Raw genomic sequence first — 25,409 nt, 5'->3', positions numbered from 1 at the left:
TGGAATTGCGTCATCAGCTTATTTGAAGGGTCAAGCGGATGTCTTTACCTCCGGTCAAAGAACACAAACATCAGTCGGGCAAGCACGGCAGCGCCTGCTGCGGTGGCGGACACTCGCCTGCGCCGGTCGTCGTCGCGCGCGTTGAGACGCCAGGCGATGCCGCCTGCTGCGGCCACGAACATCCGAAGGCGGCGGGCGAGGCCCCCGGCCGTGGGCATGATGCGCACGCGGGCCACGACCACAGCCACGGGCACGATGCCCACACCGACCACGATCACCATCACCGCCACGGCCATGGCAGCGAACATGGCGCCGACACCTGCTGCGCGCCCGCTGCCGCAGCCCCGGCTGCCCAGGACGATTCGTGCTGCGGCCACGCGCATGGCGATGCCGTTCTGCAGCCGGCCGCCGCCGCGACGCTCACCGCCGGCCCCGGCCAGCTGCTGGCGCGCCTGCGCATCGGCCAGATGGATTGCCCCACCGAGGAAACGCTGATCCGCAAGAAGCTCGCCGGCGTGGACGGCGTGCATGCGCTGGACTTCAACCTGATGCAGCGCATCCTGACCGTGGTTCACGCCGACGGCGCGCTGGACCGCATCATCGCAGCCATCAAATCGCTGGACATGACGCCCGAGCCCTTGGCCGACGGCGCGGGGGCCGCGCCCGCCCCCGCCGCCAAGGCGGTGAACTGGTGGCTGATCGGCGGCGCGGGCGTGCTGGCTGCGCTGTCCGAGTTCTCGCATTTTGCCGGCGGCCCGTTGCTGCTGACCGCGGCACTGGCCGTGGCCGCCATCCTGGCCTGCGGGGTCAGCACCTATCGCAAGGGCTGGATTGCCGTGCGCAACGGCAACCTGAACATCAACGCGCTGATGAGCATCGCCGTCACCGGCGCCGTGCTGATCGGCCAATGGCCCGAAGCGGCCATGGTGATGTTCCTGTTCAACGTGGCCGAACTGATCGAAGCCCGCTCGCTGGACCGCGCGCGCAACGCCGTGCGCGGCCTCCTGGACCTGGCGCCCGACACCGCTACCTTGCGCCAGCCGGACGGCACTTGGGCGGAAGTGCCCGCCGCATCGCTGCAGCCGGGCGGCATCGTGCGCGTGCGGCCGGGCGAGCGCATCGCCGCGGACGGCATCGTCGTGAACGGCACGTCGGCCGTGGACCAGTCGCCCATCACGGGCGAAAGCCTGCCCGTCGAAAAGGCCCAGGACGATCCGGTGTTCGCGGCCACCATCAATACCTCCGGGTCCTTTGAATACCGCGTGACCGCCGCGGCCGGCAACACGACGCTGGCGCGCATCATCCACGCGGTGGAACAGGCGCAGGGCGCGCGCGCGCCCACGCAGCGCTTCATCGACCGGTTTTCGCGCATCTACACGCCCGCCGTCGTGGCCATCGCGGCGGCCGTGGCCGTGCTGCCGCCGCTGCTGTGGGGCCAGCCGTGGTTCGACGCCATCTACCGCGCGCTGGCGCTGTTGATCATCGCCTGCCCATGCGCACTGGTGATTTCCACGCCAGTCAGCATCGTCAGCGGCCTGACCGCCGCCTCGCGCCGCGGCATCCTCATCAAGGGCGGCGTCTATCTTGAAGAAGGGCGCAACCTGAAATGGCTGGCGCTGGACAAGACCGGCACGCTGACGCACGGCAAGCCGGTGCAGACCGATCTGCAGGACTGGGACGCCCCGGCGCAGAATCCCCACCCCGCCGCCCTGATCGCCGCCAGCCTGGCCGCCCGTTCCGACCACCCCGTGTCGCTGGCCGTGGCCAACGCTGCGCGCGAGGCCGGCAGCGCGCTGCTGGAGGTCGACGCCTTTACCGCCCTGCCCGGCCGCGGCGTCAGCGGTCAGGTCGACGGCCAGACGTATCACCTGGGCAACCGCCGCCTGATGCGCGAACTGGGCGTCTCCAATGCCGCGCTCGACGCCCGCTTTGATGAACTGGAAAGTCAGGGCAAAAGTGTCATCGCGCTATCCGACGGCAGCCGCGTGCTGGCGCTGGCGGCCGTGGCCGATACGGTCAAGCCCACCAGCGCCCAGGCCATCGCCGACCTGCACGGGCTGGGCGTGCGTACGCTGATGCTGACCGGCGACAACACGCCAACTGCGCAGGCCATCGCGCGCCAGGTCGGCATCGACGAAGCGCGCGGCGACCAGCTGCCCGAGGACAAGCTGACCGCCATTGAAGGCAAGCTTGCGCCGGATGTGCGGGTCGGCATGGTGGGCGACGGCATCAACGACGCGCCCGCGCTGGCCCGCGCCGACATCGGCTTTGCGATGGGCGCGGCCGGCACCGGCACCGCCATCGAGACCGCCGACGTGGCGCTGATGGACGACGACCTGCGCAAGATCGGCACCTTCCTGCGCCTCTCGCGTGCAACGCATCGCGTGCTGGTTCAGAACATCGCGCTGGCGCTGGGCATCAAGGTGGTGTTCCTGGCGCTGGCCGTGACGGGCCACGCGACGCTGTGGATGGCGGTGTTTGCCGACGTGGGCGCGAGCCTGCTGGTGGTGGCCAACGGCCTGCGGCTGCTGCGCGCCGCGCCGGCCAGCCGCTGACCGGAACGGCGGGCGGCGCGTCGCCTCCGCAGTCGGGCTGGATGCGGCGGGCTGGATGCGGCGGGCGGCGCCGATCCAAAGCGGCCTGCGAACACAGTCTCCACCAAAAGCCTCCACCGCGATTGCCCGTATGATGGCGAAAAACAGAGCCGCCCCGCGCGCCATCAAGGAGACTCCCGCTTGTCCGCAGGTTCGCATTCGCCCATTCCGGAAACATTTCCTACCTTCGAATCGTCGGATTTCTCGGGAGAGGGATCCTTCTATTTCGACCTCGTGCGCCTGCAGGATCACGACGACATTCCGCGCGGTTTCCTGCACCGGCACCGCTATTACCATCTGCTGTGGATGACCGAGGCGCAGGGCACGCATCTTCTGGACTTCGAGCAGCACGCGGTGCGCGACCACTCGGTCTTCTTCCTGTCCCCGGGCCAGATTCACGCGTGGACGTCGTCGGTGAAACCCAGCGGCTACGTCATGAACATCAGCACCGAATTCTTCGCGCAGATGTTCCCGCGCGCGGACGACATCGCCAAGTTTCCGTTCTTTCACATGGCGGGCGGCCCGCCCGTGATCTACCTGACGCGCGAGCAGCACGACGCCATGCTGCCGCTGCTGGCCGAGATCGAACGCGAAACGCGTGACCGGCAGACGGGCCGCTTTGACGTGGTGCGCTCGTACCTGCTGATCCTGCTGACGCAGCTTCGCCGCCTGTATCCGGCCGACGAACGCGAGACCGCCGCCGGTCCCAGTTATTCGCTGGCCAAGCGCTTCACCATGCTGATCGAAGAGCATTACCTAGACTTCTCGGCTATCCGCCAGTACGCCGACGCCCTGTGCGTCAGCGAGCGCCAGCTCAACGACGCGGTCAAGCGCAACGTGGGGCGCACCGCCAGCCAGCTCGTGCAGGAGCGCATTGCGCTGGAGGCCAAGCGGCTACTGTGCAACACGGACTTGAGCATCGCCGAGATCGGATTCCAGCTGAACATCGAGGACCCGGCGTACTTCACGCGCTTTTTCAAGAAGCACACGGGCTGCACCCCGGGCGACTTCCGCAAGAAGTACTACCGCCCCATCGAATGACGGCCCCGTCGGATGGCGGCCGTAATGAATGACGGCGCCGTCGGATGACGGCCATACCGAATGGCGGCCGCGTCGCCCGCCCCGCAAAAAAGTGCAAAACAAGCTCTGATCTGTCCTAACGCGCCCTGACCCGGGCTGCGTAAAGTTCATCCGGACTCAACCCGCCGCGCTGCGGCCAGATTGAAACTGCGATGAATGACACTTCGACATTGATGACGGGCGGCCAGCATGTGGTGCGGGCCTTGCTGGAACACGGCGTGGACACCGTATTCGGCGTGCCCGGCGAGAGCTACCTGGATGTATTGGATGCGCTGTATGCGCACCGCGAGCAGATCCGCCTGGTGTCCTGCCGGCATGAAGGCGCGGCGGCATTCATGGCCGAAGCGCACGGCAAGCTGACCGGCCGGCCCGGCATCTGCATGGTGACGCGCGGCCCCGGCGCCACCAACGCCAGCATCGGCGTGCAGACCGCGTTCCAGGATTCCACCCCGATGATCGTGCTGGTGGGCCAGGTCGGCAACGACATGGTCGAGCGCGAGGCCTTCCAGGAAATCGACTACCGCCGCATGTTCGGCCAGTTCACGAAGTGGGTGGCGCAGATCGACAGCGCCGCGCGCGTCACCGAATACCTGAACCGCGCCTTTTCCGTCGCCACGTCCGGCCGCCCCGGCCCCGTGGTGCTGGCGCTGCCCGAGGACATGCTGACGGACGTGGCCCCGGCCCTGTCCTGCGGCGCGATCCAGGTGCCGCAGGCCTACCCGGCGCCCGACGCGATGGCCGGCATGCGCACGCTGCTTGCCAACGCGCGGCGTCCCCTGCTGATCGCCGGCGGGTCCGGCTGGACCGATACGGGACTGGCAAGCCTGACCCGCTTTGCCGAGATCAACGGCCTGCCGGTCGCGTGCTCATTCCGCCGCCAGGACCTGTTCGACAACCACCACGCGCAGTACGTCGGCGAAGTCGGCATCGGCGTGAACCCGGAACTGGCCGAGGCCGTGCGCCAGGCCGACGTCATCCTGGCCGTGGGCGCGCGGCTGGGCGAGATGGTGACGGGCGGCTATACGCTGCTGCAATCGCCGGTGCCCAGCCAGACGCTGATCCACGTGCTGGCCAGCGCCGAAGAACTGGGCCGCGTGTATCAGCCGGCGCTGAAGATCCAATCGGGCATGGATGCCTTTGCAACGTCGGCGGCGGAACTGGCGCCCGTGGACGCCTCGCCGTGGCGCGACTGGACGCAGACGCTGCGCGGCAACTACCTGCGCTACACCGAGCTGCCCGCCGCGCGCGGAGACATGGACCCGGCGCGCGTCATTGCTACGCTGCGCGACCAGCTCGACCCGAGCGCCATCCTGACCAACGGCGCGGGCAACTACAGCGCCTGGGCGCATCGCTACTACCGCTTCAGCCAACCGCGCACGCAATTGGCGCCCACCAGCGGCGCCATGGGTTACGGCGTGCCCGCGGCCATCGCGGCCAAGCTGCGCCATCCTGATCGCCAGGTGATCTGCCTGGCGGGCGACGGCTGCTTCCTGATGACCTCGCAGGAACTGGCCACCGTGAAGCAGCACCAGCTGGGCATCGTCTTCATCGTGTTCAACAACGGCATGTACGGCACGATCCGCATGCACCAGGAGGTGCACTACCCCGGCCGCACCATCGGCACGGACCTGTGCAACCCGGACTTCGTGGCCTACGCCCAATCGTTCGGCGTGACGGCCGAACGCGTGGACACCCATGAAGCGTTCGGCCCCGCGTTGGCGCGTGCGCTGGACAGCGGTTCCCCCTATCTGATCGAACTCAGTCTGGACCCCGAGGTGATCACGCCCCGGGCCACGTTGACGAGCCTGCGCGAAAAGGCGCGCACCGCCGGAGCCTGACAGATCAGGCACGGCGTTTACATAAAAAAATCCAACACTGGAGAGAGACATGACCACAACCCTGACCCCGCGCCGCCTGGCGGCCGCCTTCCTGATGACCGCCGCCTCGCTGGGCGCGGCCGCAACGGCTGCCGCGGCTGATTTCCCCGAGCGCCCCCTGCGCATCATCGTGCCGTTCGCCGCAGGCGGCGCCACCGACGTCATCGCCCGCACCGTGGCGCAGTCCATGTCCACCCGGCTGGGCCAGCCCGTCGTGGTGGAAAACAAGGCCGGCGCCAACGGCAACATCGGCGCCGTCATGGCGGCCCGTTCCGAGGCCGACGGCTACACGCTGCTGATGGCCACGTCCAGCCACGCCATCAACGCCTCGCTCTATCACAAGCTGGACTACAACCTGACGCGCGACTTCGCCGGCCTGTCGAACCTGGCCTCGGTGCCGCTGGTGCTGGTGGTGAACCCGTCCGTGCCGGCCAAGACGCCGCAGGAACTGGCCGACTACGCCAAGGCCAACGGCAACCGCGTGAACTACGCGTCCGGCGGCACCGGCACGGCTTCGCACCTGGCGGGCGCGCAATTCAATTCGCTGGCCGGCGCGCAGATGACGCACGTGCCGTACAAGGGCGGCGCGCAGGCGCTCAACGACCTCATGGGCGGACAGGTCCAGATCATGTTCGCCAACCTGCCCGAGGTGCTGTCGCAGGTGCAGGCAGGCCGCCTCACCCCCATCGCCGTTACCGGCACGCAGCGCCACGCCGCCCTGCCCAACGTGCCCGCGTTTTCCGAGACGGCCTACACGGCCATGAACGCGCGCTCGTGGTTCGGCCTGTTCGTGCCGGCCGCCACGCCCGCGCCCGTGGTGGAAAAACTGTCCAAGGCCATCACGGACGGCATCGCCGACCCGGCGGTGCAGGACAAGCTCAAGGGCGTGGGCGCCGACCCGGTGGGCGATGGTCACACCGCCTTCCAGAAATACGTCAACACGGAAGTGGAACGCTGGAGCGTGCTGGTCAAGCAGTCCGGCGCCACCGCCGACTGACACCCGTTTTTGCAACCGCCATCAAGGATTCATCATGCTTTACGACGTACGTACCTACACCTGCCGCGCCGGCACCATCAAGAAGCACCTGGCGCTGTATGCCGAACACGGCTACGAGGTGCAGAGCCGCCATTTGGGCAAGCCGCTCGCCTACATGCAGACCGAGACGGGCAACGTCAACACCTACATGCACATCTGGGTCTATGACAGCACCGCCGACCGCGAAGCCAAGCGCCAGGCGCTGCAGAAGGATCCGGCCTGGGCGACCTATCTGACCAAAAGCGCCGAGGCCGGCTACCTGATCAGCCAGGAAAACCGCCTGATGACGCCGACGGCATTCTTCAAGCCCTGATGTAAAACGCCGCCTCGCGCATGAAGCGCGGGGCGGCGCGATGGTTCAGGTTTCGTTCGGCGAAGGCCGCGGCGTGCGATGCCGCGGCCTTCGCCTTTGCAGGCGGCGTCAGCCTGCCTGGTCTTCCTGCGGCCAGTCCCGCAGCACGGGCGCATCCGGCGCGCCCGGTCCCACGTCGCGCAGATGGTCGTGCTGCAACAGCGCCATACGATAAGCATCGCGGTACGCGCCGTTGGAAAAGAACTCTTCCTTGAGCAGGCCTTCGATCTGAAAGCCGCAGCGCTCGTACACGTGGACGGCAGCGGTATTGTCCTTGTCCACCACCAGATACACCTTGTGCAGGTTCAGCACGCGGAACGCGTAGCCCACCGCAATGCGCGTGGCGGCCTTGGCGTAGCCGCGGCCCTGGTAGCTGGGCGCGATGATGATCTGGAATTCGGCGCGGCGATGGATGTAGTCGATCTCGACCAGTTCGACCAGCCCGGCCGGCTGCCCGGTGTCGTGCTCGATGATGAAACGCCGCTCGTTCTGGTCGTGCAGGTGGCGGTCGTACAGAGCTACGAGTTCGTCATAGGCCTCGTAAGGCTCTTCGAACCAGTAGCGCATGATGACGTCGTTATTGTTGATCTTGTGCACAAAGTGCAGGTCGCCGCGTTCGAGCGGGCGTAGTTTGATATCGGATGCGACCGACATAGATACCTCGAAATGACCGCTGGGGTGCGGCCATTCTATGTCAAGGCCACGGGTCGACGCGCCGCTTATCAGGGATTTCCCGCGATTCGGCGCTCAGGCAGGGATTTGTACGACGAGCCGCGGACATCGGTATTGCCGATCGCAGCGCCGCCCCCAATAATTTCCGCACGCTCGAATTCCCCTCCTCTCATCGGCAAGGAAATACGCTCATGCACATCCTGGTTGCTGGCTTCCAGCACGAGACCAATACCTTCGCGCCCTCCAAGGCGGGCTACGACAACTTCGTGCGCGGCGAAGGCTTTCCCGCGATGGTGCGGGGCGCGGACATGCTGGCGCTGCGCGAGGTCAACATTCCGGCCGGCGGCTTTATCAACGCGGTGGCCGCGGAAGGCCACACCGTGCAGACCGTGATCTGGGCAGGCGCCAGCCCGTCTGCCCATGTGACGCGCGACGCCTACGAACGCATCGCTGGCGAGATCCTGGACGCGGTGCGGGCGGGCGGCTTTGACGCCGTCTATCTGGACCTGCACGGCGCCATGGTCACGGAGCATCTGGACGACGGCGAAGGCGAACTGCTTGCCCGCGTGCGCGAGATCGTGGGACCGGCCGTGCCGGTGGTCACCAGCCTGGATCTGCACGCGAATGTCACCGCGCAGATGCTGCAAAGCGCGGACGGCCTGGTGGCATTCCGCACCTATCCGCACGTGGACATGGCCGACACTGGCGTGCTGGCCGCGCGGCTGCTCATGGCTCGCATGCAGGCCGGCGGCAAATGGATCCGCAGCGAACGCCGCCTGCCCTTCCTGATTCCCATCAACGGCATGTGCACGATGCTCGAACCCTCGCAGGGCGTGTATGCCTTACTGGGTGAACTGGAACAGACGCCCGGCGTCGCCTCCGTTTCCTTCGCGCCGGGCTTTCCCGCCGCGGATTTCCCGGAGTGCGGGCCGGTGGTGTGGGCCTACGGCACGGACGCCGCCGCGGTCGAGCAGGTCACGGAATCGCTGTATGCGCGCGTGCTGGCGCTGGAACCCGAGTGGTCGCCGGACTTTCTGGAACCGGCCGAGGCGGTGCGCCGCGCGCAGGCCCTGGCCGCGGAAGCGACGCGGCCCGTCGTCATTGCGGACACGCAGGACAACCCCGGCGCGGGCGGTGACGCCAACACCACCGGCATGCTGCGCGCGCTGGTGGAAGCGGACGCGCAGAACGCGGCGTTGGGCTTGCTGTACGACCCCGACGTGGTGCGTCAGGCAACAGCGGCAGGCGTCGGCGCGACCGTCGCGCTCAAGCTGGGCGGTCAGTCCGGCGTCACGGGCGACGCGGCCTTTGAAGGCGAATTCGTGGTCGAGGCGCTATCGAACGGCAAGCTGCGCTTTGACGGACCGATGATGAACGGCATGGACGTCGACCTGGGCGGGACGGCCACGCTGCGGATCGGGGGCGTGCGGGTGGTGGTCAGCGCCGGCAAGGCGCAGATGCTGGACCGCAATCTGTTCCGCGTCGGCGGCGTGCAGCCCGAGGAAATGGGGATATTGGTGGTGAAAAGCTCGGTGCATTTCCGGGCCGACTTCCAGCCCATCGCGCACGAGGTGTTGGTGGCCAAGGCGCCCGGCCCGATGCAGGCCGATCCCGCGGATCTGCCATGGACGCGTCTGGCACCCGGGATGCGGGTGCGGCCGCAGGGGCGGCCGTTCGCGGCGGCGTAAAAACGGCATGGCCGGCGCAAAGGCGCCGGCCATATTGACGAAGGCGGCCATCGTGGCCGCCATCAAGCGGTACTACTTCAGCTTGCCCTGCGGGCTGACGAAGTCTTCCAGCGTCAGTCCCTTTTCCTTCAGGATCGCCTCCAGCAGCGGTTGCAGCTTGCCCAGGCTTTCCTGAACGGTCTCGCGCACGGTATCGACGATGACCTGCGTGCTGCGCTCGATCTCGATGTTGACCGCGTCGCCCACCTGCTTGTCCTCGAAGACCGTCATGCGGCGCGTCTCGGGAATCAGCCAGACCTCGAACCAGCCTTCGGCGCGGTTCACTTCCGATACGGTCAGGCTGGCGCCGTTGATGGCGATGTAGCCCTTTGCGAACACGTATTTGCGGAAGGCCTCGGGGATGCTGAAGCGCATCAGGCGATTGGTGTCCGACGACTTCACCATCAGCACCTGCGACGTGAAGTCCACGTGGCCCGACAACGGGTGGCCGCCGATCTCGGCGCCGTCTTTGGCCGCGCGCTCTACATTCGCGCTGTCGCCCTCGCCATAACTGCCCAGCGTGGTGATCGCCAGGCTTTGCAGCATGACGTCGAACGTGGCTTGGTTTTCGGACAGGATTTCCGTGACGGTCAAGCAGACGCCGTCCGTCGACACGCTGGCGCCGATGGCCAGGTCAGTGCAGAAACCAGGGGGGAAATCCAGCGTGAAGGTGCGCAGGCCTTCGCGATCCGCGATCTTTGCGATCTTCGCGGTGCCTTGAACAATACCGGTGAACATACGGATCCTGAATGCGGGGCGGCAGGCCCCGGAAGCAAAACATCAACGTTAACCGATATTTTGTCCGGGTCCTTGCTGGGGGCCGCTGCCCGGGTCATTGCCCGGGTCATTGCCCGGGTCATTGCGCGGACGCGCCGCCCCCGCGCCGGGATCAGTGGCGGATCGCGATGGTCTTCAGGCTGGTGAAGCCGTACAGCGCCTCAAAGCCCTTCTCGCGGCCGTAGCCCGACTGGCGCGAACCGCCGAACGGCAGTTCCACGCCGCCGCCCGCGCCGTAGTTGTTGACGAACACCTGGCCGGCGCGCAGCTTGCGGGCCAAGCGCATCTGGCGGCCGCCGTCGCGCGTCCACACGCCCGCCACCAGGCCATACAGCGTGCCGTTGGCGATTTCCAGCGCCTCTTCCTCGGTGTCGAACACCATGGCGGCCAGCACCGGGCCGAAGACTTCTTCCTGCGCCAGGCGGCTGTCGGGCGGCACATCGCGGAACAGGACCGGCGTCTGATAGAAGCCGGCCTCGGGCGTGCCGTCCTTCAGCTTGCCGCGCGCGGCGACCTTCATGCCTTGCGCCTCGGCTTCGGCCAGGAAGCCGCGCACGCGATCCTGCTGGCGCGCGTTGATCAGCGGACCGACATCCAGGTCCGCCGCCGCCGGTCCGGTCACCGTGGCGGAAAACGCGTCCGACAGGCGCTTGAGCACGGTTTCGTACACGCCGCGCTGGATCAGCACGCGGCTGCCGGCCGAGCACGTCTGGCCGGCGTTCTGGATGATGGCGCCCAGCAGCACCGGCATCGCGGCGTCCAGGTCGGCGTCGTCGAACACGATCTGCGGCGACTTGCCGCCCAGCTCCAGCGTGACGGGCACGTGGTTCTCGGCAGCGGCGTGCGCGACCATCTTGCCGGTCTGCGGCGAGCCCGTGAACGAGATGTGGTCGATGCCCGGATGCGCGGACAGCGCGGCGCCCGCCTCATGACCGTAGCCCGTGACGATGTTCAGCGCGCCGGCGGGCAGGCCGACTTCGGCGGCGATCTCGGCCAGCTTCAGGAGCGACAGGCAGGCATCTTCAGCGGGCTTGACCACGCACGCGTTGCCCGCCGCCAGCGCCGCGCCGACGCTGCGGCCGAAGATCTGCAGGGGGTAGTTCCACGGCACGATGTGGCCGGTGACGCCATGCGGCTCGCGCACCGTCAGCACGGTGAATCCCGGCGTGTACGGAATGGTCTCGCCATGCAGCTTGTCGACCGCGCCGGCATAGAACTCGAAATAGCGCGCCACGGCGGCGGCATCGGCGCGCGCCTGCTTGATGGGCTTGCCCGTGTCGGCCGATTCCAGCTGCGCCAGTTCCTCCTGGCGGTCCAGCAGCGCAAAGGCAATCTTCATCAGCAGGCGGCTGCGGACGGCGGGCGCCATCTGGCCCCACTCGCCTTCGAACGCCTGGCGCGCGGCCTGCACGGCACGGTCCACGTCGGCCTCGTTCGAGCGGGCCAGTTCCTCGAAAGGCTTGCCATCGGACGGGTTCAGGACGGGAATGGTTTCACCGGTGGCCGCGGCCACCCATTGGTTGGCGATAAAGTTCTTCTGAGTCACGATGTGCGGAGTAAAGTAGCGGCCGAACGGCCGGTTGGGGGAAGCTGCATGTCTCGGTGCGCTTGCCGGCAGCTGGGCCGGCCGCGCCGCCGGCGCGTCGTGCGCGCGGGCGTTGTGGTTTGAATGGCAAGGTACGGGAGGCCTCCGCAACTTGTCAATTGAAATGACAGCTTTAATCCCAACCTTCAGGATATTTTTCTGGATGATCGGGTTATCCCTAATATTTCAGGGGCTTAGCGGCCCACCGGTTAGTCATGCCGCATGACAACCTGTCCCTACTTGAAGGAGCGCCCGATGAGCAACCTACGTGACCCGCAGCTTGAATCGCTGCTGGCCGCGGCTACCCGCCCCCGTCCCGAACTGGACGTGCTGGCCGAGGTGGCGTCAGGCCTGGGCTATGTCCGCGCCGAGCGCTTTGCCGAGCGCGTCTACGAAAGCCTGTTCTACGCGATCGCCACCGGCAAGATCGCCCCCGGCAACAAGCTGCCGACCGAACTGGAACTGGCCGCGCTCTTTGAAGTGTCGCGGCCCGTCGTGCGCCAGGCGCTGGACCGGCTGCGTGAAGACCAGCTTGTGGACTCGATCCGCGGATCGGGCTCCTACGTGAAGTCCAAACCGGACCTGATGGGCGGCATGCCCGCCGTGGACCCCGCGCGCCGCGTGGGCCACATCCTGGAAGGCCTGGAACTGCGCATGGTGATCGAGCCCGAATGCGCGCACCTGGCCGCACTGCGCCGCACACCCGAAGACCTGCAGGAAATGGACCGCATGCTGACCGGCTACGAAGAGGCCGACGCGTCCGGCGCCATCGCGCACCATCACGACTATGGCTTTCACCGCGCCATTGCCACGGCCACGGGCAACCAGCGCTTCGTGCAGGTGCTCAAGTCCCTGGAATACGACGTGAGCCACGCCGTGAACGTCATGCGCCATCTGGTCCACAGCGAACCCTGGAAGCGCACGCGCGCCGCCATCGACGAACACCGCCACATCTACAAACTGATCCGCGATCAGGATGCCGAGGGCGCGCGCAACGTCATGCGCGCCCATATCGAAAAAGCCCGCAGCCGCATGCTCAACAGCGGCTCGGAACATTGAGCAGGAAGCCGTACCCCATGTCATCGCAACGTCCGCAACTGAACCTGAACCAGCAACTCGTCATCGTCACCGGCGCCAGCCGCGGCCTGGGCGCCGCCATCGCGCAGGCCTTCCTGCGTGAAGGCGCCAAGGTCGTCATCAACTATCTGAACAGCGCAGAGCGCGCCGAGGCTCTGGCGGCGTCCGCCCCGGACCGCGCCCTGGCCGTGCAGGCCGACGTGCGCGACCCCGCCGCCGTCGCCGCCCTGGTCGCCCGCGCCAGCCAGCACTTTGGCCAGCCGGTCAGCACCATCGTCAACAACGCCCTGCCCGCCTTCCAGTTCAACGGCGACGCCCGTCCCCACGCCGACACGCTGGACTGGGCGCAGATGAACGCCCAGATCGAAGGCAGCGTGCGCGCGGCGCTCAACACCACGCAGGCCGCCCTGCCCGGCATGCGCGCCGCCGGCGGCGGCCGCATCATCAACGTCGGCACCAACCTGGTCCAGAACCCGGTCGTGCCGTACCACGACTACACCGCTGCCAAGGCCGCACTGCTCGCCTTCACCCGCACCCTGTCCCACGAACTGGGCGCGGACGGCATCACCGTCAACATGGTGTCCGGCGGCCTGCTGCGCACCACCGACGCCTCGGCCGCCACCCCCGACGCCGTCTTCGACATGATCGCCGCCGGCACCCCGCTGCGCGAAGTCACCACGCCAGAGCAATTTGCGGATGCCGTGCTGTTCTTCGCCAGCCCCTGGTCGCGCGCGGTGACCGGGCAGAACCTGATTGTCGACGGTGGACTGGTGAAGGGTTGATCGCCGCATCCGGGAAGCCCCCCGGATGACGCTGATGCGTCGTGTGTTACGGTGGACCGGCAAATCCACCGCAACCCAGGAGGCAAGATGAAGACACAGATCAGTTATCGAAAGCTCGACGGCAGCGACGGCGTGGCGCTGGTCAATGGCGGGATTTCCGACAGCCAGCAAGCGAAGCAGGAACTGGCGAATTGGCTGGACCTGCCGGCGGCGGACGCGGCGGGCGGAAATCCGGACGATGTCGACGGCCGGCTGCGGCGCGGGGGAATCGAGCCGGGATCGGTTGAGTTCAATCACATCAGCGAATAGCAAAAGCCAAAACCCCGATTCGCAGGAATCGGGGTTTTTGTTTGTGCGTGTCTGACACCTTGCGGCGGCGGTGGAGCTCCGCTGGCCGGTGTCTGACACCCCAATGAGACGCTGCCCCGAACTGGCGATCGCCTCCCGCGGGTGTCAGACACCCAATATGCGCAGGCCTGGCAAAAAAGCGCGTCATGGCGGCGCGGTATCATTCCGCATCTGCATGGGGCGGCCTCGCCCCCCCGAATTGCTCTCGTTTCAACGACGCCATCGAAGCCGGATTTGAAGCCATCGGCCCGTCACGCCGACGCGATGCCGCGAGAGCCGCGTAAACAAACATCTGAACAAAACATGAAACTCGCCACCTGGAACGTCAACTCCCTGAACGTGCGCCTGCAACAGGTCCTCGACTGGCTCGCCGCCAATCCCGTCGACGTGCTGTGCATCCAGGAGCTCAAGCTCACCGACGACAAGTTCCCCGAGGCAGCCTTCAAGGAAGCCGGCTACCACGCTGTGTGGGCCGGCCAGAAAACCTACAACGGCGTCGCCATCATTTCCCGCGTGCCCGGCACGACGATGGTGCGCAACATCCCCGGCTTTGAAGACCCGCAGCAGCGCGTCCTGGCCCTGACCTTCCCCAGCCCCGAAGGCGACGTGCGCGTCGTGTGCGCCTACTGCCCCAACGGCCAGTCGGTCGGGTCCGACAAGTACGCGTACAAGCTGGAATGGTTTGAAGCCATGCGCAAATGGCTGGCTGAAGAGATCAAGCAATTCCCCCGCCTGGCCGTGCTGGGCGACTACAACGTCGCGCCCGCCGACGAAGACGTGCACAACCCCGAAAAGTGGGAAGGCCAGGTCCTTGTGTCCGAACCTGAACGCCAGGCCTTGCGCTCGCTGATCGACGTGGGCCTGACCGACTCGTTCCGCCTGTTCGAGCAGCCGGAAAAGTCGTTCACGTGGTGGGATTACCGCCAATTCGCGTTCCGCCGCAACGCCGGCCTGCGCATCGACCACGTGCTGCTGTCCGCCCCCTTGGTCAAGCGTTGCACCGCCTGCGTGATCGACAAGGAACCCCGCCGCAACGAGCAACCGTCGGACCACGCGCCGGTCATCGCCACGCTCGCATTTGTCTGAAAAATATCGGCGCCGGCGCGTGTTGCGCAGCCGGGGGGAATTCCTGTATATTTCTGGTCTTGCTTGATTTGGGGCGGTAGCTCAGCTGGGAGAGCGTCGCGTTCGCAATGCGAAGGTCGGGAGTTCGATCCTCCTCCGCTCCACCAAATTCCAGACGGAAAAGCCTTGGACACTTTTGTGTGCCAAGGCTTTTTTGTTTCTGCGGGCAGGATCTGTACGGGCCGTAGGCGGAACCTACAGCCCGCCTATGGAGCGGCAACATTCGAACGGCAAGCGCGACGGCGCTTGGCCGTTTCACCGGCAAGGCTTCAACGTGTGCAGATCCAGCAGCGTGAACCGCCCCCCGTCCTGCCACCCCCCCGTGTCGATGTAATACACATTGCCCAACTGCGCCGGCTTGCGCAGCGTCATGTGCCCGTGGACCACCGCACCGACGTTTCGGACAGGTTTGGCATATTGCATTCGATAGCGGTCGATGGACCACAGGCACGCGTCTTCATCGTCCAGACTGAAGCCGGCCCCATGAATGGCTTGCCAATCGTCATAGGGAAAGTCGGCATGCACCAGACCGACGACACCGCCCGGCGTTTCCACCTCGATGGCCAACGGCAAGGCATTCAGGCATGTAGCGATGCGGACCTGGGTGTCGCCATCGCACGCATCCAGCCATTCGCCGCCATGGAGGCGATGATCCACGTCGGGAATGGGGTTGTTCATGGCGCGCCGCCACGTCATGAGGTCGTGATTCCCGCAGATCGCGTGAAACCAGGGGCGCTCCAGCCAAGCCAGAACCTCGGCGGACTCTGGCCCGCGATCGACGAGATCGCCGACGGCGAACAAGCGGTCATGCTCGGGGGAAAACCGGGCTGCGGCAAGCGCGGCTTCAAGCCGGCCGAAATGGCCGTGTATGTCGCCGACGGCAAGGTCGCGGCCTTTGGTGTTTAGAGCAAAGCGCTCTACACGCAGATTTCCGGACCTTTGATCTGCTTCCACCAGATGTCCCCCGAATCATCCTTATAAGTTGAGGGCTGTCCGATATTTGTAGGCAAATTTCGGACAATCAGCGAGTTTAAGCCGGGAGTTCCGCCTCACCCCCTTCGCACCGCCTTCAGCAAGCTATCGTCATGAGACGCCGCCTTTCTGTCGCTTCGTCTGATTTTTCTAGCCTCGGCGTAGCGCCATTCCTAGACAGAGCACACAATCGAGGCATATTCAGCGGCAGCGCCGCGCGCCGCATTCAACCGGTAACCCCCACGCGCCGACGCTGAATCTCATCAACGCTTGTATCCACCTCGGCATCCGCGAAAGACCTCCGCGTTCCTAAACAGACAAACTTGTGACGGTGATATCAAATCAATAAAATGACATCAATTCACGCCGAGAGGTTCCACATCATGGCCTCGATCACCGTCCGCAATATTCCCGACGAAGTACACCGCGCGCTGCGTGCGCGCGCCGCCAAGCATGGCCGAAGCACCGAAGCAGAAGTTCGCGCCATTCTCGAACAAGCAGCACGCCCCGAGGGGCGCCTCAAGATTGGCTCTCTGTTAGCGTCCTTCGCCCACAAAGCCGGTCCTCTGACCGAAACAGAGGTTGAATCCATCAACGGGGTTCGCGACAAGCGACCTGCCAAACCGATGGATTTTGAATGATCGTTCTTGATACCAACGTCATTTCGGAAGTCTGGAAGCCACAACCCTCCGCGCAAGTGATGCAGTGGATAGATGCCCAGAACGCCGAGACTCTTTTCATATCGGCCGTCACTATCGCAGAACTGCGACTTGGGTTGGCGGTCATGCCGTCAAGCAAGCGACGCGATCACTTTTGCGGGCTGTTGGAAAGAGAATTGCTGCCAGCATTCTTCGGACGCATCCTGCCATTCGACCTGGAGGCTTCGGGCGCCTATTCCCATTTGATGGCAAAGGCGCGCAAAGCGGGTAAAGCCATCAGCGCAGCCGACGGCTACATCGCGGCAACGGCCGCAACGCGCGGCATGATTGTTGCCAGCCGCGATACGGCCCCTTTCAAGGCCGCTGACGTCGCTGTCATCAACCCCTGGAACGACGTTTAAGGCTGAGGGAATTTGGACGCTGCGTCGGCGCACGAATGCCGCGCAGTCTTTAACTACTTCCCCCTCAAACCGTCTCCTTATCCAACCGCCGCACCGCCGCGCTCAGCGTCGAGAAATCAAACTCCTTGCGCCCGCGCATCACCAGCCGGATCAGCACCGTCGTCACCACCGGCACAATCGCCGCCAGCAGGAACGATTCCAGCAGGAAAGTCGGCTTATCCCCCGGCGCGGGAAAGAAAAACAGCCCGGCGATCAGCCCCGTGATGGTGGCCGTGGTCGCCGTGAATCCATCGTGCTTGCGGCTGAAAAGCCCGTAAAACACCGGGAAGGCAGCAGCCGAGCACAGCAGGTCGGCCAGCAGGAACAGGTACAGCACGCTGTAGCCTTGCGACGCCACGATCATCACGGGGATCGCCATCAGCAGCACCAGCCAGCGCGCCAGGCGCTTCATGGTGGCGCCGCCGGCGTTGGGCATCAGGCGGCGCAGGTCGACCGCGATGATGCTGGACACCGCGCTGATGGCGGTGTCGGCGGTGCTCATGACCAGGGACAGACCCAGCGGAATCAGGGCGATGACAAACCACGCCGGGGCGTGCGGCATGATGACGCTGAACAGCGCGATCGAGCTGTCGCCCTCGGGCGCCAAACCGACAAACGCCAGGCCGAACAGGCCCATCAAAAAGATGAACGGCGCCACCAGCACGCCGCCCAGCAGAAAGCCGTTGCGCATCGTGCGGGTGTCGCGGGCGGCGTAGATGCGCTGCCAGTTGCCCTGGTGGAAGATGCCGGTCAGCAAAATGGCGACAAAGAAGGTCAGTCCCGCCTTCACGCCCACCGGGTCGGTCAGGTCCAGCAGTTGCGGCGCCTTGGCCTGCAGGGCTTCGATGGTGGGCAATGCGCCACCGGCCGCCTGCCAGCCGACGACGCACAGCACCACCAGCAGCGGCACGATGATCATCATCTGCACCTGATCGGTGAAGATGGACGAGCGCAGGCCGCCGTAGGTGGTGTAGAGCAAGGTCGTCCCCATCACGATGGCGGCGGTGGCCCACAGGGGCACGGGCGCCAGCATCGCGACCAGCTTGGCAATGGCGGTAACCTCGGCCGACAGCGCGATGAACAGGTAGAACAGCATGATGAAAAGCGCCAGGCCATACATGGGCCGGCCGTAGCGCGCCATCAGGAATTCGGTCAGCGTGTGGCCGTGCGGGATCAGTTCGCGCATGCGCCGGCCCAGCGGAATCATGACCAGACGCGGCGACATCGACCCGAGCGCGTAGCCGATCACGGCGGCCAGCCCGCCCCAGGTTGCGGCCTGCGCCGGCGAAAAGAGAATCCATGCGCCCAGCGTGGACGCCATCAGCGTCAGGATCGTGCCAAACGACCCCTGGCTATTGCGCGCGACGATGTAGTCTTCCAGGGTGCCGCGCTTGCGTCGGGTGTACAGCACGCTGGCCACGGCGAAGCCGCCCGAGAACAGCAGCAGCCATACCAGGGCGGTGGTTTGGGTCAACATGAAGGTCGGTCCTCCCGCGGGCGGCCTGAGGCCGGACGCGTAACGCGGCGGCCCGCCGTCAGGGAGGCCGCAAGATGAATGGAATCAGGGAGGGCGCGCGAGAGACTTGCGGAGTCCTTCCCTTCGCCGGCATTACCCGGATCAGGTTCAAAGGGTTACCGCATAGACGCGGAATCTCAGCCCATACAGGGCTCCCCCAGGAATTGCCGCAAGGTTAGGAGAGCAGCGCGGCGATGTCAACGCGCGGCGTGAGAAACGTCGGGCCGGGTCTGCCGGGCAGGCGCCGCGGCCGCGCAAGCCCCACCGACCGCAACGGCGCCCGCCCGCCGTTTTATGCTAAGTTCGCCCGCTTGCGGCACCCGCGGGCGTGCCGGACGCGGCAATCAATGACGCAACTGATGAAGCAATCGACGAGCTGATCGCCATGATGCACCTGAACCTGTTCATTTTCGGCTGCGGCCACCATCGCGCGGCCTGGCGCCACCCGGACTCGGCGGCCGAGCGGCTGGGCGACATCAGCTATTACGAAAGCCTGGCCCGCACGGCCGAGCGCGGCAAGCTCGACGCCATTTTCTTTGCCGACGGCCAGTCGATGGACAACATCGGCGACGGGCCGCGCTGGTATCTCGAACCGCTCACCACGATGGCCGCGATCGCCCGCGCCACCACGAGAATCGGCCTGATCAGCACGGTGTCCAGCACGTTCTTCACGCCCTTTCATGCGGCGCGCATGGTGGCCTCGCTGGATCACATTTCGGGCGGCCGCATGGGCTGGAACGTGGTGACCTCGATGTTCGATGCCGAGGCGCGCAATCACGGTTACGAAGCCATGCCCGGCCACGACTGGCGCTACGCGCGCGCCGAGGAATTTGTCGACGTTGCGCTGAGGCTGTTCGACTCGTGGGACGACGACGCGCTGGTCATCGACCGCAACGGCCACTTCGGCGTGCCGGACCGCCTGCACAAGATAGATCACCACGGCGAACACTTTCTGGTGGACGGCCCGCTTACCGTGCCGCGACCGCCGCAGGGGCATCCGGTGCTGTTCCAGGCGGGCGCCTCGGATCAAGGCCGCGATCTGGCGGCGCGCCGCGCGGAAGCCATCTATGCCGTGGCCTACGACTTGCCCGCCGCGCAGTCCTATTACCGCGACATCAAGCAACGTGTCCGGGCCGCTGGCCGCGACGCGTTCGTGCCCATCATGCCGGGCCTCGTGACCTATGTCGGCTCGACCGAAGCCGAGGCCCGCGCCAAGCAGCGCGAATTGGACGAACTCCTGCCCGCGGACGCCTCATTGCGCCAACTTGGCACGTTCGTCCTGCAGGATTGTTCGGGCTGGGAACTGGACGCGCCCGTGCCGCCCCTGCCCCCGCTGTCCGACTTCACCGGCCCCAAGGGCCGTTACGGCACCATCCTGCGCATCATCGAAACCGAACAGCCCACCGTGCGCCAGTTGCTCGGCCGGCTGGCCGCGGGCGGCGGGCACTGCACGATGGTGGGCACACCGGAGCAGATCGCGGACCGGATGGAACATTGGTTCAGGAACGAAGGCGCCGACGGCTTCAACCTGATGCCCCCGTCACTGCCGGGCGGCATCGACGACTTTGTGGAGCAGGTGGTGCCGGTGCTGCAACAGCGCGGGCTATTCCGTAAGGACTACGAACACGCCACGCTGCGCGGGCATCTGGGGCTGGAACGACCGAGCCGCTGACAGGACAGACGCCGGACGCGAAACGCGTGACGCGGATCAGCTCGTCTGGGTCAACGGTTCGCATTCGGTGTCGGGGATACGCCGCTGGACGGCCGGTTGCGGCCGGCGCGCGCGGGTGGCGATCCAGTCGTAAAGGCGAACGCCCGGCTCGCGCATCAAGGCGGTGACTACGCCGCTGACCACCAGCCCCAACACGATCAAGGGTAGCCAGGCCATCATGACGCACGCTTGCAGATTGCGGCGGCCGTACCGCAGGAGCTTGACCGGCACTTCGGCGCGCCGACCACGATGGATTCGCGGGCTACCGCGCACTGCCTGATCCTGTCTTCAATGATGTTGCACATACAAAAACTGCCGTCGCGGGCAAGCATGACTGCCCACGGCGAAAAATCAAAAATGTAATGTAGCGTAGATTATGTTTCTACAAGCTTCACGAAACGGGGTGAAATCAAAATCCGCGTGACTTTATGGACTGCCCGGCGCAGCGCAGGCATGCATGGACGGAACGCCTGACGCTATGCCCGCTACACGTTGGGAAACTTCTCCACGATCTCCAACACGCCGTTGATGACGAACTGCACGCCCATGCAGACCAACAGGAATCCCATCACGCGTGAGATCGCCTCGACGCCGCTCTTGCCGATCACGGCGACGATGCGGCCCGCGAAATGCAGGCAGACCCAGAACAAGAGCCCCAGCAGCGCGAACACGATGACCGGGGCCACGCCCACCACCCAACGCGCATAGTCCGGTGCAATGGCCGAATCGACAGACGACGCGCCGCTGATGATCATGGCGATCGTGCCGGGTCCCGCCGTGCCGGGCAGGGCAAGGGGCACGAATGCGATGTTGGGGCTCTGGCGCTCCTGCGCGTCGGCCGCGGCCTCGGCTTCCAGGGCGCGCGGCTGGTCCGACGGAAACAGCATGCTAAAGCCGATGCTGACCACGATCAGTCCGCCCGCAATGCGCAGGCCGGGGATGGAAATGCCGAAGGTGTGCATCAGCAGCGCGCCGGCGTAGTAGGTCACCAGCATGATCCCGACCACGTAGAACGCCGCCTGGGTCACCTGCTTCTGCCGTTCCTTGAACGGTATCTGCTGGCCGAGCGACAGCAGCAGCGTCATGGACGTCAGCGGATTGGCCAGCGGCAGCATCAGCGCCAGACCCAGGCTGACGAGCTTGCCCAGTTGAATCAGTTCATCAATCATGTCCGCTCGCTAGAGTGTGCGCGCCGTCTACTCTACCTCACACGGCCCAGCAACTCGGTCCACGGGCCGCGGCTGACCAGCGCGACCCAGAACGCGGCTCACCGTGACCACGCCGCGGCCATCGCCATGAGCATCGGCGCGGCTAATCATCAGCATCCATTAAACTGATGCAATTCCCGCAGCGGGCCGTGCTGCCTAGCATACAAGCGCCCGTTGCCTGCGGCTCTGCCGCGGCGCATTGCCATTGCCACCCGGAGTTTCCTCTTGACCGACCTCTTTCAATTCAGCCGCGGCACCGCCCCGCTGCTGATCTCCATTCCCCACCTCGGCAGCCAGATTCCCGACGCGCAGCGTCCGCACATGACGGACGTCGCCCTGCAATCCGGCGACACCGACTGGCATCTGGACACCCTGTATCAGTTCGCCCAGGCGTTGGGCGCGTCCGTGCTGGGCGCGCGCTATTCCCGTTACGTGGTCGACCTGAACCGCCCGCCCAACGACGAAAGCCTGTATCCCGGGCAGACCAAGACCGGCCTGTGCCCCACCCAGGCCTTTCGCGGCGATGCGCTTTACCAGAACGATGCTGTGCTGACCGACGCGGAACGCGCCCAGCGCCTGGAGGCGTACTGGAAGCCGTATCACGCCAAGCTGCAAGAAGAGATTGACCGCATCAAGGCCGAGCACGGCACGGTGCTGCTGTGGGAAGCGCACTCGATCGCCAGCGTGCTGCCGCGCCTTTTCGAGGGCAAGCTGCCCGACCTGAACATCGGCACGTCCGACGGCGCCTCCTGCGCGCCCGACATCCTGGCCGCCGTGCAAGAGCAGTTGAACGGCTGCAAGGATTACACCTGGGCCGTCAATGGCCGTTTCAAGGGCGGCTACATCACGCGCCACTACGGTTCGCCGGCTGACAACGTGCACGCCATCCAGCTCGAGATGTGCCAGTCCACCTACATGGACGAAACATACCCGTACGGCTATCGCCCCGATCTGGCCGACAAGGTCATTCCGGTGGTCGAAGGCATGGTGACTGCCGCGCTGCGCCAGACCACCGCGCGCCAGCGCTAAGCTCTGTTGAATCGCCGCCGGACGCCCACGCCATGAACCGCTTTTCGTTCACCAGCACGGAAAACTATCCGGAATGGAGCCTGCTGCTGACGTGGGTGGCGGTGGTGGAAGCGGCGTCGGTCTCGGGCGCGGCGCGGCTGTTGGGTTTTTCGCAGGCGGCCGTGTCGCAGCGGATCAAGCAGCTTGAAGCCGCCATGTCGACCGAACTGCTGGACCGCAGCACCCGCCCCGCCCGGCCCACGCCGGCCGGCGAGCTGCTGTTCGAACACGCCGCGCGGCTGCTGGCGCAGGCCGGCGACATGACGGAAAGCGTGCGCAACCTTAGCCGGGCCAAGCGCAACATCGTGCGTTTCGGCTGCGTGGACTCGTTTGCCGGCACGCTGGGGCCGACGCTGATCCACGGCCTGTCCGGGGCGTCGCGCCAGATCCGGCTGTGGTCGGGCATCACGCCCGTGCTGGACAAGCAGCTTGAAGACCGGCAGCTCGACCTCGTCGTCACCACCAGCGCATCGGCAGGCAAGCCCACCATCCGCAAGTACAGTCTGTTCAGCGAGCCCTACGTGCTGATCGTGCCGCGCTCGATGAGCATGGACCGGATCGACACGCTGAAGGAACTGGGCAAGCGCGCCCAGTTCATCCGCTACAGCGCACGTTCGTTCATCGGGGCCGAGATCGACCGGCTGGTCGAGTCGCACGGCGTGATGATCGAGCGGACTTACGAATTCGACAATACCGATCCGCTGCTCAGCCTGGTCACGGCCGGGCTGGGCTTTGGCATCAGCACGCCGCTGTGCATCTGGCAGTCGCGCCATTTCCTGGACCAGCTGCGCGTGCTGCCGCTGGCGCCCTTCCTGGGCGCGGCGCGGGCCGACGATCCCGCCCTGTCGCGCACGCTGTATCTGGCCGCGCGCCAGCAGGAGGTGGGCAAGCTGCCCGCCGAGGCGCGCGACGTGATCCTGATGGCGATGGAGCGCCTGATCCAGAAGGAACTGGCCCCGGCGCTGGGGCTGCCGCCGGCCACGCTCTGGCGCAGCCTGCGGCGTTGACGTAAAGCCCGCGGCGCCCCGAACGCGGGGTTCGGCAGCGAAGGGCTGCCTGCGGCGTTGGCGCGTTCTGCGGCGCCAACGCCGCTTCCATCACGGCAGCGAGGACGTCAGCGCCGGCACGGCTTCGAACAGGTCGCCCACCAGCCCGTAATCCGCCACGCCGAAGATCGGCGCGTCGCCGTCCTTGTTGATGGCGACGATGACCTTGGAATCCTTCATGCCCGCCAGATGCTGGATCGCGCCCGAAATCCCGACGGCCACGTACAGGTCCGGCGCGACGATCTTGCCGGTCTGGCCGACCTGCCAGTCGTTCGGCGCATAACCCGCGTCGACAGCGGCGCGCGAGGCGCCCAGCGCCGCGCCCAGTTTTTCGGCCAGGGGATCGAGCAGCTTGAAGTTTTCCGCGCTGCCCAGGCCGCGTCCGCCCGACACCACGGCGCGCGCCGCGCCCAGGTCGGGGCGCTCTGACACCGCGATCTCGCGGCTGATGAATCGCGACAAGCCCGCCGCCGTCACGGCCTCGACCGCTTCCACCGTGGCGCTGCCGCCTTCGGCAGACACCGCATCGAACGCCGTGGGGCGGATCGTGGCCACAACTACCGGGTAACCGCTCTTGACCGTCGCGATCGCGTTGCCGGCGTAGATCGGACGCTTGAACGTATCGGGCGCCAGCACTTCGATGACGTCCGACACCTGCGCCACGTCGAGCAAGGCGGCGATGCGCGGCGCCACGCTCTTGCCCTGCGCCGTCGCGGCCAGGAAGACGTGCGAGTAGCCGGCGGCCGCCGCCACGGCCTGCGCGGCCACGGCTTCCGGCAGGCCATCGGCAAGCTGCGGCGCCTGCGCCAGCAGTACCTTTGCCACCCCGGCGACCCGTGCAGCCGCCTCGGCCACCGGCTGCGCGCCCTCGCCCGCGACCAGTACGTGGACCGGCATGTCCAGCCTGCCCGCGGCAGAAATGGCGTTGAGCGTGGCGCCATTCAGCGCCCGATTATCGTGTTCGGCAATAACAAGAACAGTCATCAGATCACCTTGGCTTCGTTCTTCAGTTTGTCGACCAGCGCGGCCACGTCGGCAACCTTGATGCCGGGTGCGCGCGCCGCCGGCTCTTCGACGCGCAGCGTCTGCAGGCGGGACACCGGGTCCACGCCCAGCGCGTCCGGCGTTTCCACATCCAGCGGCTTCTTCTTGGCCTTCATGATGTTGGGCAACGTGACATAGCGCGGCTCGTTCAGGCGCAGGTCCGCCGTCACAATGGCGGGCAGCGTCAGTTCCACCACTTCCAGGCCGCCGTCCACCTCGCGCGTGACGCGCGCCGTGCCGTCGCCGATGGCGATGGCGCTGGCGTTGGTGGCCTGCGGCCAGCCCAGCAGGGCCGCCAGCATCTGGCCGGTCTGGCACGCGTCGTCGTCGATGGCCTGCTTGCCCAGGATCACCAGCGCGGGCGCTTCCTTGACCACGACGGCGCGCAGCAGCTTGGCGACTTCCAGCGGCTGCAAGGCGGCATCCGTCTGCACCAGCACGCCGCGGTCGGCGCCGATGGCCAGCGCGGTGCGCAACGTCTCCTGCGACTGCGCCGTGCCGCACGACACGGCCACGACTTCAGCCGCCGCGCCCTGCTCTTTCAGGCGCACGGCCGCCTCGACGGCGATTTCATCGAACGGGTTCATCGACATCTTCACGTTGCCGATGTCCACGCCGCTCTGGTCGGCCTTGACGCGCACGTTGACGTTGTAGTCAACCACGCGCTTGACCGCGGCAAGTACCTTCATGGAAACACTCCTGAGTGAAAGGAA

At 66.2% G+C, this 25,409-nt stretch carries 24 protein-coding genes, 1 tRNA gene and 1 riboswitch; of the genes, 16 read left to right on the top strand and 9 right to left on the bottom strand.

Annotated features, from left to right (window positions below; all coding sequences use genetic code 11):
- Positions 1–38: 38 nt before the first annotated feature.
- From B3098_RS01285 to B3098_RS01265, 5 genes are all read left to right on the top strand, one after another.
- On the top strand, positions 39–2,555 hold the full coding sequence (locus B3098_RS01285; protein ID WP_414631252.1) for a heavy metal translocating P-type ATPase: 2,517 nt from the start codon (positions 39–41) through the stop codon (positions 2,553–2,555).
- 180 nt (positions 2,556–2,735) lie between these two features.
- On the top strand, positions 2,736–3,635 hold the full coding sequence (locus tag B3098_RS01280; protein ID WP_286890220.1) for a helix-turn-helix domain-containing protein: 900 nt from the start codon (positions 2,736–2,738) through the stop codon (positions 3,633–3,635).
- A gap of 191 nt (positions 3,636–3,826) precedes the next feature.
- Positions 3,827–5,512, top strand: a complete 1,686-nt coding sequence (locus B3098_RS01275) for a thiamine pyrophosphate-binding protein (protein WP_286890218.1) — start codon at positions 3,827–3,829, stop codon at positions 5,510–5,512.
- Positions 5,513–5,561: 49 nt separating this feature from the next.
- Entirely contained in the window at positions 5,562–6,548 is a 987-nt protein-coding gene (locus B3098_RS01270; protein ID WP_286890216.1) for a tripartite tricarboxylate transporter substrate binding protein, read from the top strand.
- A gap of 34 nt (positions 6,549–6,582) precedes the next feature.
- Positions 6,583–6,900 (top strand): NIPSNAP family protein, encoded by a 318-nt coding sequence (locus B3098_RS01265; protein ID WP_286890215.1) that lies wholly within the window; start codon positions 6,583–6,585, stop codon positions 6,898–6,900.
- 108 nt (positions 6,901–7,008) lie between these two features.
- Here the strand turns inward: B3098_RS01265 and speG are convergent, their stop codons facing one another.
- Complete coding sequence (gene speG / locus B3098_RS01260; RefSeq protein ID WP_175124181.1) at positions 7,009–7,593, bottom strand: spermidine N1-acetyltransferase; 585 nt, start codon at positions 7,591–7,593, stop codon at positions 7,009–7,011.
- 209 nt (positions 7,594–7,802) lie between these two features.
- Here speG and B3098_RS01255 point away from each other — a divergent pair, with 209 nt between their 5' ends.
- Positions 7,803–9,299 carry a M81 family metallopeptidase gene (locus B3098_RS01255; protein WP_286890213.1) on the top strand — a complete coding sequence of 499 codons (1,497 nt, stop codon included), beginning with the start codon at positions 7,803–7,805 and terminating at the stop codon, positions 9,297–9,299.
- Positions 9,300–9,371: 72 nt separating this feature from the next.
- On the opposite strand, the gene B3098_RS01250 is transcribed toward B3098_RS01255, so the two are convergent.
- Together B3098_RS01250 and B3098_RS01245 are read right to left on the bottom strand one after the other, a co-directional pair.
- Positions 9,372–10,076 (bottom strand): riboflavin synthase, encoded by a 705-nt coding sequence (locus B3098_RS01250; RefSeq protein ID WP_056569982.1) that lies wholly within the window; start codon positions 10,074–10,076, stop codon positions 9,372–9,374.
- A 151-nt stretch (positions 10,077–10,227) separates the two neighbouring features.
- Positions 10,228–11,664: an aldehyde dehydrogenase family protein gene (locus B3098_RS01245; protein ID WP_175138979.1), complete on the bottom strand. Its 1,437-nt coding sequence runs from the start codon at positions 11,662–11,664 to the stop codon at positions 10,228–10,230.
- 291 nt (positions 11,665–11,955) lie between these two features.
- On the opposite strand from B3098_RS01245, the gene B3098_RS01240 reads away from it, so the two are divergent.
- From B3098_RS01240 to B3098_RS01220, 5 genes are all read left to right on the top strand, one after another.
- Positions 11,956–12,759, top strand: coding sequence for a FadR/GntR family transcriptional regulator (locus B3098_RS01240; RefSeq protein ID WP_286890211.1), 804 nt, complete (start codon positions 11,956–11,958; stop codon positions 12,757–12,759).
- 17 nt (positions 12,760–12,776) lie between these two features.
- Positions 12,777–13,559 (top strand): 3-oxoacyl-ACP reductase, encoded by a 783-nt coding sequence (locus B3098_RS01235; RefSeq protein WP_175138908.1) that lies wholly within the window; start codon positions 12,777–12,779, stop codon positions 13,557–13,559.
- Between the two features lie 87 nt (positions 13,560–13,646).
- Positions 13,647–13,868 carry a hypothetical protein gene (locus B3098_RS01230; protein WP_063952506.1) on the top strand — a complete coding sequence of 74 codons (222 nt, stop codon included), beginning with the start codon at positions 13,647–13,649 and terminating at the stop codon, positions 13,866–13,868.
- 342 nt (positions 13,869–14,210) lie between these two features.
- Positions 14,211–14,993: an exodeoxyribonuclease III gene (gene xth / locus B3098_RS01225; RefSeq protein WP_175185134.1), complete on the top strand. Its 783-nt coding sequence runs from the start codon at positions 14,211–14,213 to the stop codon at positions 14,991–14,993.
- Positions 14,994–15,063: 70 nt separating this feature from the next.
- Positions 15,064–15,139: transfer RNA gene (locus B3098_RS01220), tRNA-Ala, on the top strand.
- 148 nt (positions 15,140–15,287) lie between these two features.
- Here B3098_RS01220 and B3098_RS01215 read toward each other — a convergent pair.
- A complete protein-coding gene (locus B3098_RS01215) occupies positions 15,288–15,986 on the bottom strand; it encodes a metallophosphoesterase (protein ID WP_286890203.1) in 699 nt (232 codons plus the stop codon).
- Between the two features lie 401 nt (positions 15,987–16,387).
- Between B3098_RS01215 and B3098_RS01210 the strand changes: the two genes are divergently transcribed.
- Both B3098_RS01210 and B3098_RS01205 read left to right on the top strand, forming a co-directional pair.
- A complete protein-coding gene (locus B3098_RS01210; protein WP_191577356.1) occupies positions 16,388–16,645 on the top strand; it encodes a FitA-like ribbon-helix-helix domain-containing protein in 258 nt (85 codons plus the stop codon).
- Positions 16,642–17,064: a type II toxin-antitoxin system VapC family toxin gene (locus B3098_RS01205; protein ID WP_286890202.1), complete on the top strand. Its 423-nt coding sequence runs from the start codon at positions 16,642–16,644 to the stop codon at positions 17,062–17,064. The genes B3098_RS01210 and B3098_RS01205 overlap by 4 nt, the downstream gene beginning before the upstream one ends.
- Before the next feature lie 64 nt (positions 17,065–17,128).
- On the opposite strand, the gene B3098_RS01200 is transcribed toward B3098_RS01205, so the two are convergent.
- A complete protein-coding gene (locus tag B3098_RS01200; protein WP_279975440.1) occupies positions 17,129–18,580 on the bottom strand; it encodes a sodium:solute symporter family protein in 1,452 nt (483 codons plus the stop codon).
- A 101-nt stretch (positions 18,581–18,681) separates the two neighbouring features.
- Positions 18,682–18,788, bottom strand: a riboswitch (TPP riboswitch).
- A gap of 216 nt (positions 18,789–19,004) precedes the next feature.
- Here B3098_RS01200 and B3098_RS01195 point away from each other — a divergent pair.
- Positions 19,005–20,291, top strand: coding sequence for an LLM class flavin-dependent oxidoreductase (locus B3098_RS01195; protein ID WP_279975438.1), 1,287 nt, complete (start codon positions 19,005–19,007; stop codon positions 20,289–20,291).
- A gap of 36 nt (positions 20,292–20,327) precedes the next feature.
- Here the strand turns inward: B3098_RS01195 and B3098_RS01190 are convergent, their stop codons facing one another.
- Together B3098_RS01190 and B3098_RS01185 are read right to left on the bottom strand one after the other, a co-directional pair.
- Positions 20,328–20,561 (bottom strand): hypothetical protein, encoded by a 234-nt coding sequence (locus B3098_RS01190; protein ID WP_286890199.1) that lies wholly within the window; start codon positions 20,559–20,561, stop codon positions 20,328–20,330.
- 254 nt (positions 20,562–20,815) lie between these two features.
- Entirely contained in the window at positions 20,816–21,499 is a 684-nt protein-coding gene (locus tag B3098_RS01185; protein WP_279975433.1) for a MarC family NAAT transporter, read from the bottom strand.
- Positions 21,500–21,763: 264 nt separating this feature from the next.
- Between B3098_RS01185 and hutG the strand changes: the two genes are divergently transcribed.
- Both hutG and B3098_RS01175 read left to right on the top strand, forming a co-directional pair.
- Positions 21,764–22,567, top strand: a complete 804-nt coding sequence (hutG, locus tag B3098_RS01180; RefSeq protein WP_218343465.1) for an N-formylglutamate deformylase — start codon at positions 21,764–21,766, stop codon at positions 22,565–22,567.
- A 32-nt stretch (positions 22,568–22,599) separates the two neighbouring features.
- Positions 22,600–23,613 (top strand): LysR family transcriptional regulator, encoded by a 1,014-nt coding sequence (locus B3098_RS01175; protein WP_286890197.1) that lies wholly within the window; start codon positions 22,600–22,602, stop codon positions 23,611–23,613.
- 90 nt (positions 23,614–23,703) lie between these two features.
- Here B3098_RS01175 and B3098_RS01170 read toward each other — a convergent pair whose 3' ends face one another.
- Positions 23,704–24,636: an electron transfer flavoprotein subunit alpha/FixB family protein gene (locus tag B3098_RS01170; protein WP_286890196.1), complete on the bottom strand. Its 933-nt coding sequence runs from the start codon at positions 24,634–24,636 to the stop codon at positions 23,704–23,706.
- Positions 24,636–25,385, bottom strand: coding sequence for an electron transfer flavoprotein subunit beta/FixA family protein (locus B3098_RS01165; RefSeq protein ID WP_191577349.1), 750 nt, complete (start codon positions 25,383–25,385; stop codon positions 24,636–24,638). Before B3098_RS01165 ends, B3098_RS01170 begins: the two co-directional genes overlap by 1 nt.
- Between the last annotated feature and the right edge of the window lie 24 nt (positions 25,386–25,409).

Source organism: Achromobacter sp. UBA2119 (assembly GCF_002331005.1).
GTDB classification, from domain to species: Bacteria; Pseudomonadota; Gammaproteobacteria; order Burkholderiales; family Burkholderiaceae_B; genus Achromobacter; species Achromobacter animicus.
The sequence above is the reverse complement of the archived record's forward strand: the minus strand, read 5'-3'. Positions and strand labels throughout refer to the sequence as shown.

Coding starts and splice junctions, on each gene's coding strand:
- B3098_RS01285 (WP_414631252.1), top strand. CDS start 39: ATGTCTTTACCTCCGGTCAAAGAACACAAACATCAGTCGGGCAAGCAC.
- B3098_RS01275 (WP_286890218.1), top strand. CDS start 3,827: ATGAATGACACTTCGACATTGATGACGGGCGGCCAGCATGTGGTGCGG.
- B3098_RS01270 (WP_286890216.1), top strand. CDS start 5,562: ATGACCACAACCCTGACCCCGCGCCGCCTGGCGGCCGCCTTCCTGATG.
- B3098_RS01265 (WP_286890215.1), top strand. CDS start 6,583: ATGCTTTACGACGTACGTACCTACACCTGCCGCGCCGGCACCATCAAG.
- speG (WP_175124181.1), bottom strand. CDS start 7,593: ATGTCGGTCGCATCCGATATCAAACTACGCCCGCTCGAACGCGGCGAC.
- B3098_RS01255 (WP_286890213.1), top strand. CDS start 7,803: ATGCACATCCTGGTTGCTGGCTTCCAGCACGAGACCAATACCTTCGCG.
- B3098_RS01250 (WP_056569982.1), bottom strand. CDS start 10,076: ATGTTCACCGGTATTGTTCAAGGCACCGCGAAGATCGCAAAGATCGCG.
- B3098_RS01240 (WP_286890211.1), top strand. CDS start 11,956: ATGAGCAACCTACGTGACCCGCAGCTTGAATCGCTGCTGGCCGCGGCT.
- B3098_RS01235 (WP_175138908.1), top strand. CDS start 12,777: ATGTCATCGCAACGTCCGCAACTGAACCTGAACCAGCAACTCGTCATC.
- B3098_RS01230 (WP_063952506.1), top strand. CDS start 13,647: ATGAAGACACAGATCAGTTATCGAAAGCTCGACGGCAGCGACGGCGTG.
- xth (WP_175185134.1), top strand. CDS start 14,211: ATGAAACTCGCCACCTGGAACGTCAACTCCCTGAACGTGCGCCTGCAA.
- B3098_RS01210 (WP_191577356.1), top strand. CDS start 16,388: ATGGCCTCGATCACCGTCCGCAATATTCCCGACGAAGTACACCGCGCG.
- B3098_RS01205 (WP_286890202.1), top strand. CDS start 16,642: ATGATCGTTCTTGATACCAACGTCATTTCGGAAGTCTGGAAGCCACAA.
- B3098_RS01200 (WP_279975440.1), bottom strand. CDS start 18,580: ATGTTGACCCAAACCACCGCCCTGGTATGGCTGCTGCTGTTCTCGGGC.
- B3098_RS01195 (WP_279975438.1), top strand. CDS start 19,005: ATGATGCACCTGAACCTGTTCATTTTCGGCTGCGGCCACCATCGCGCG.
- B3098_RS01185 (WP_279975433.1), bottom strand. CDS start 21,499: ATGATTGATGAACTGATTCAACTGGGCAAGCTCGTCAGCCTGGGTCTG.
- B3098_RS01175 (WP_286890197.1), top strand. CDS start 22,600: ATGAACCGCTTTTCGTTCACCAGCACGGAAAACTATCCGGAATGGAGC.
- B3098_RS01170 (WP_286890196.1), bottom strand. CDS start 24,636: ATGACTGTTCTTGTTATTGCCGAACACGATAATCGGGCGCTGAATGGC.
- B3098_RS01165 (WP_191577349.1), bottom strand. CDS start 25,385: ATGAAGGTACTTGCCGCGGTCAAGCGCGTGGTTGACTACAACGTCAAC.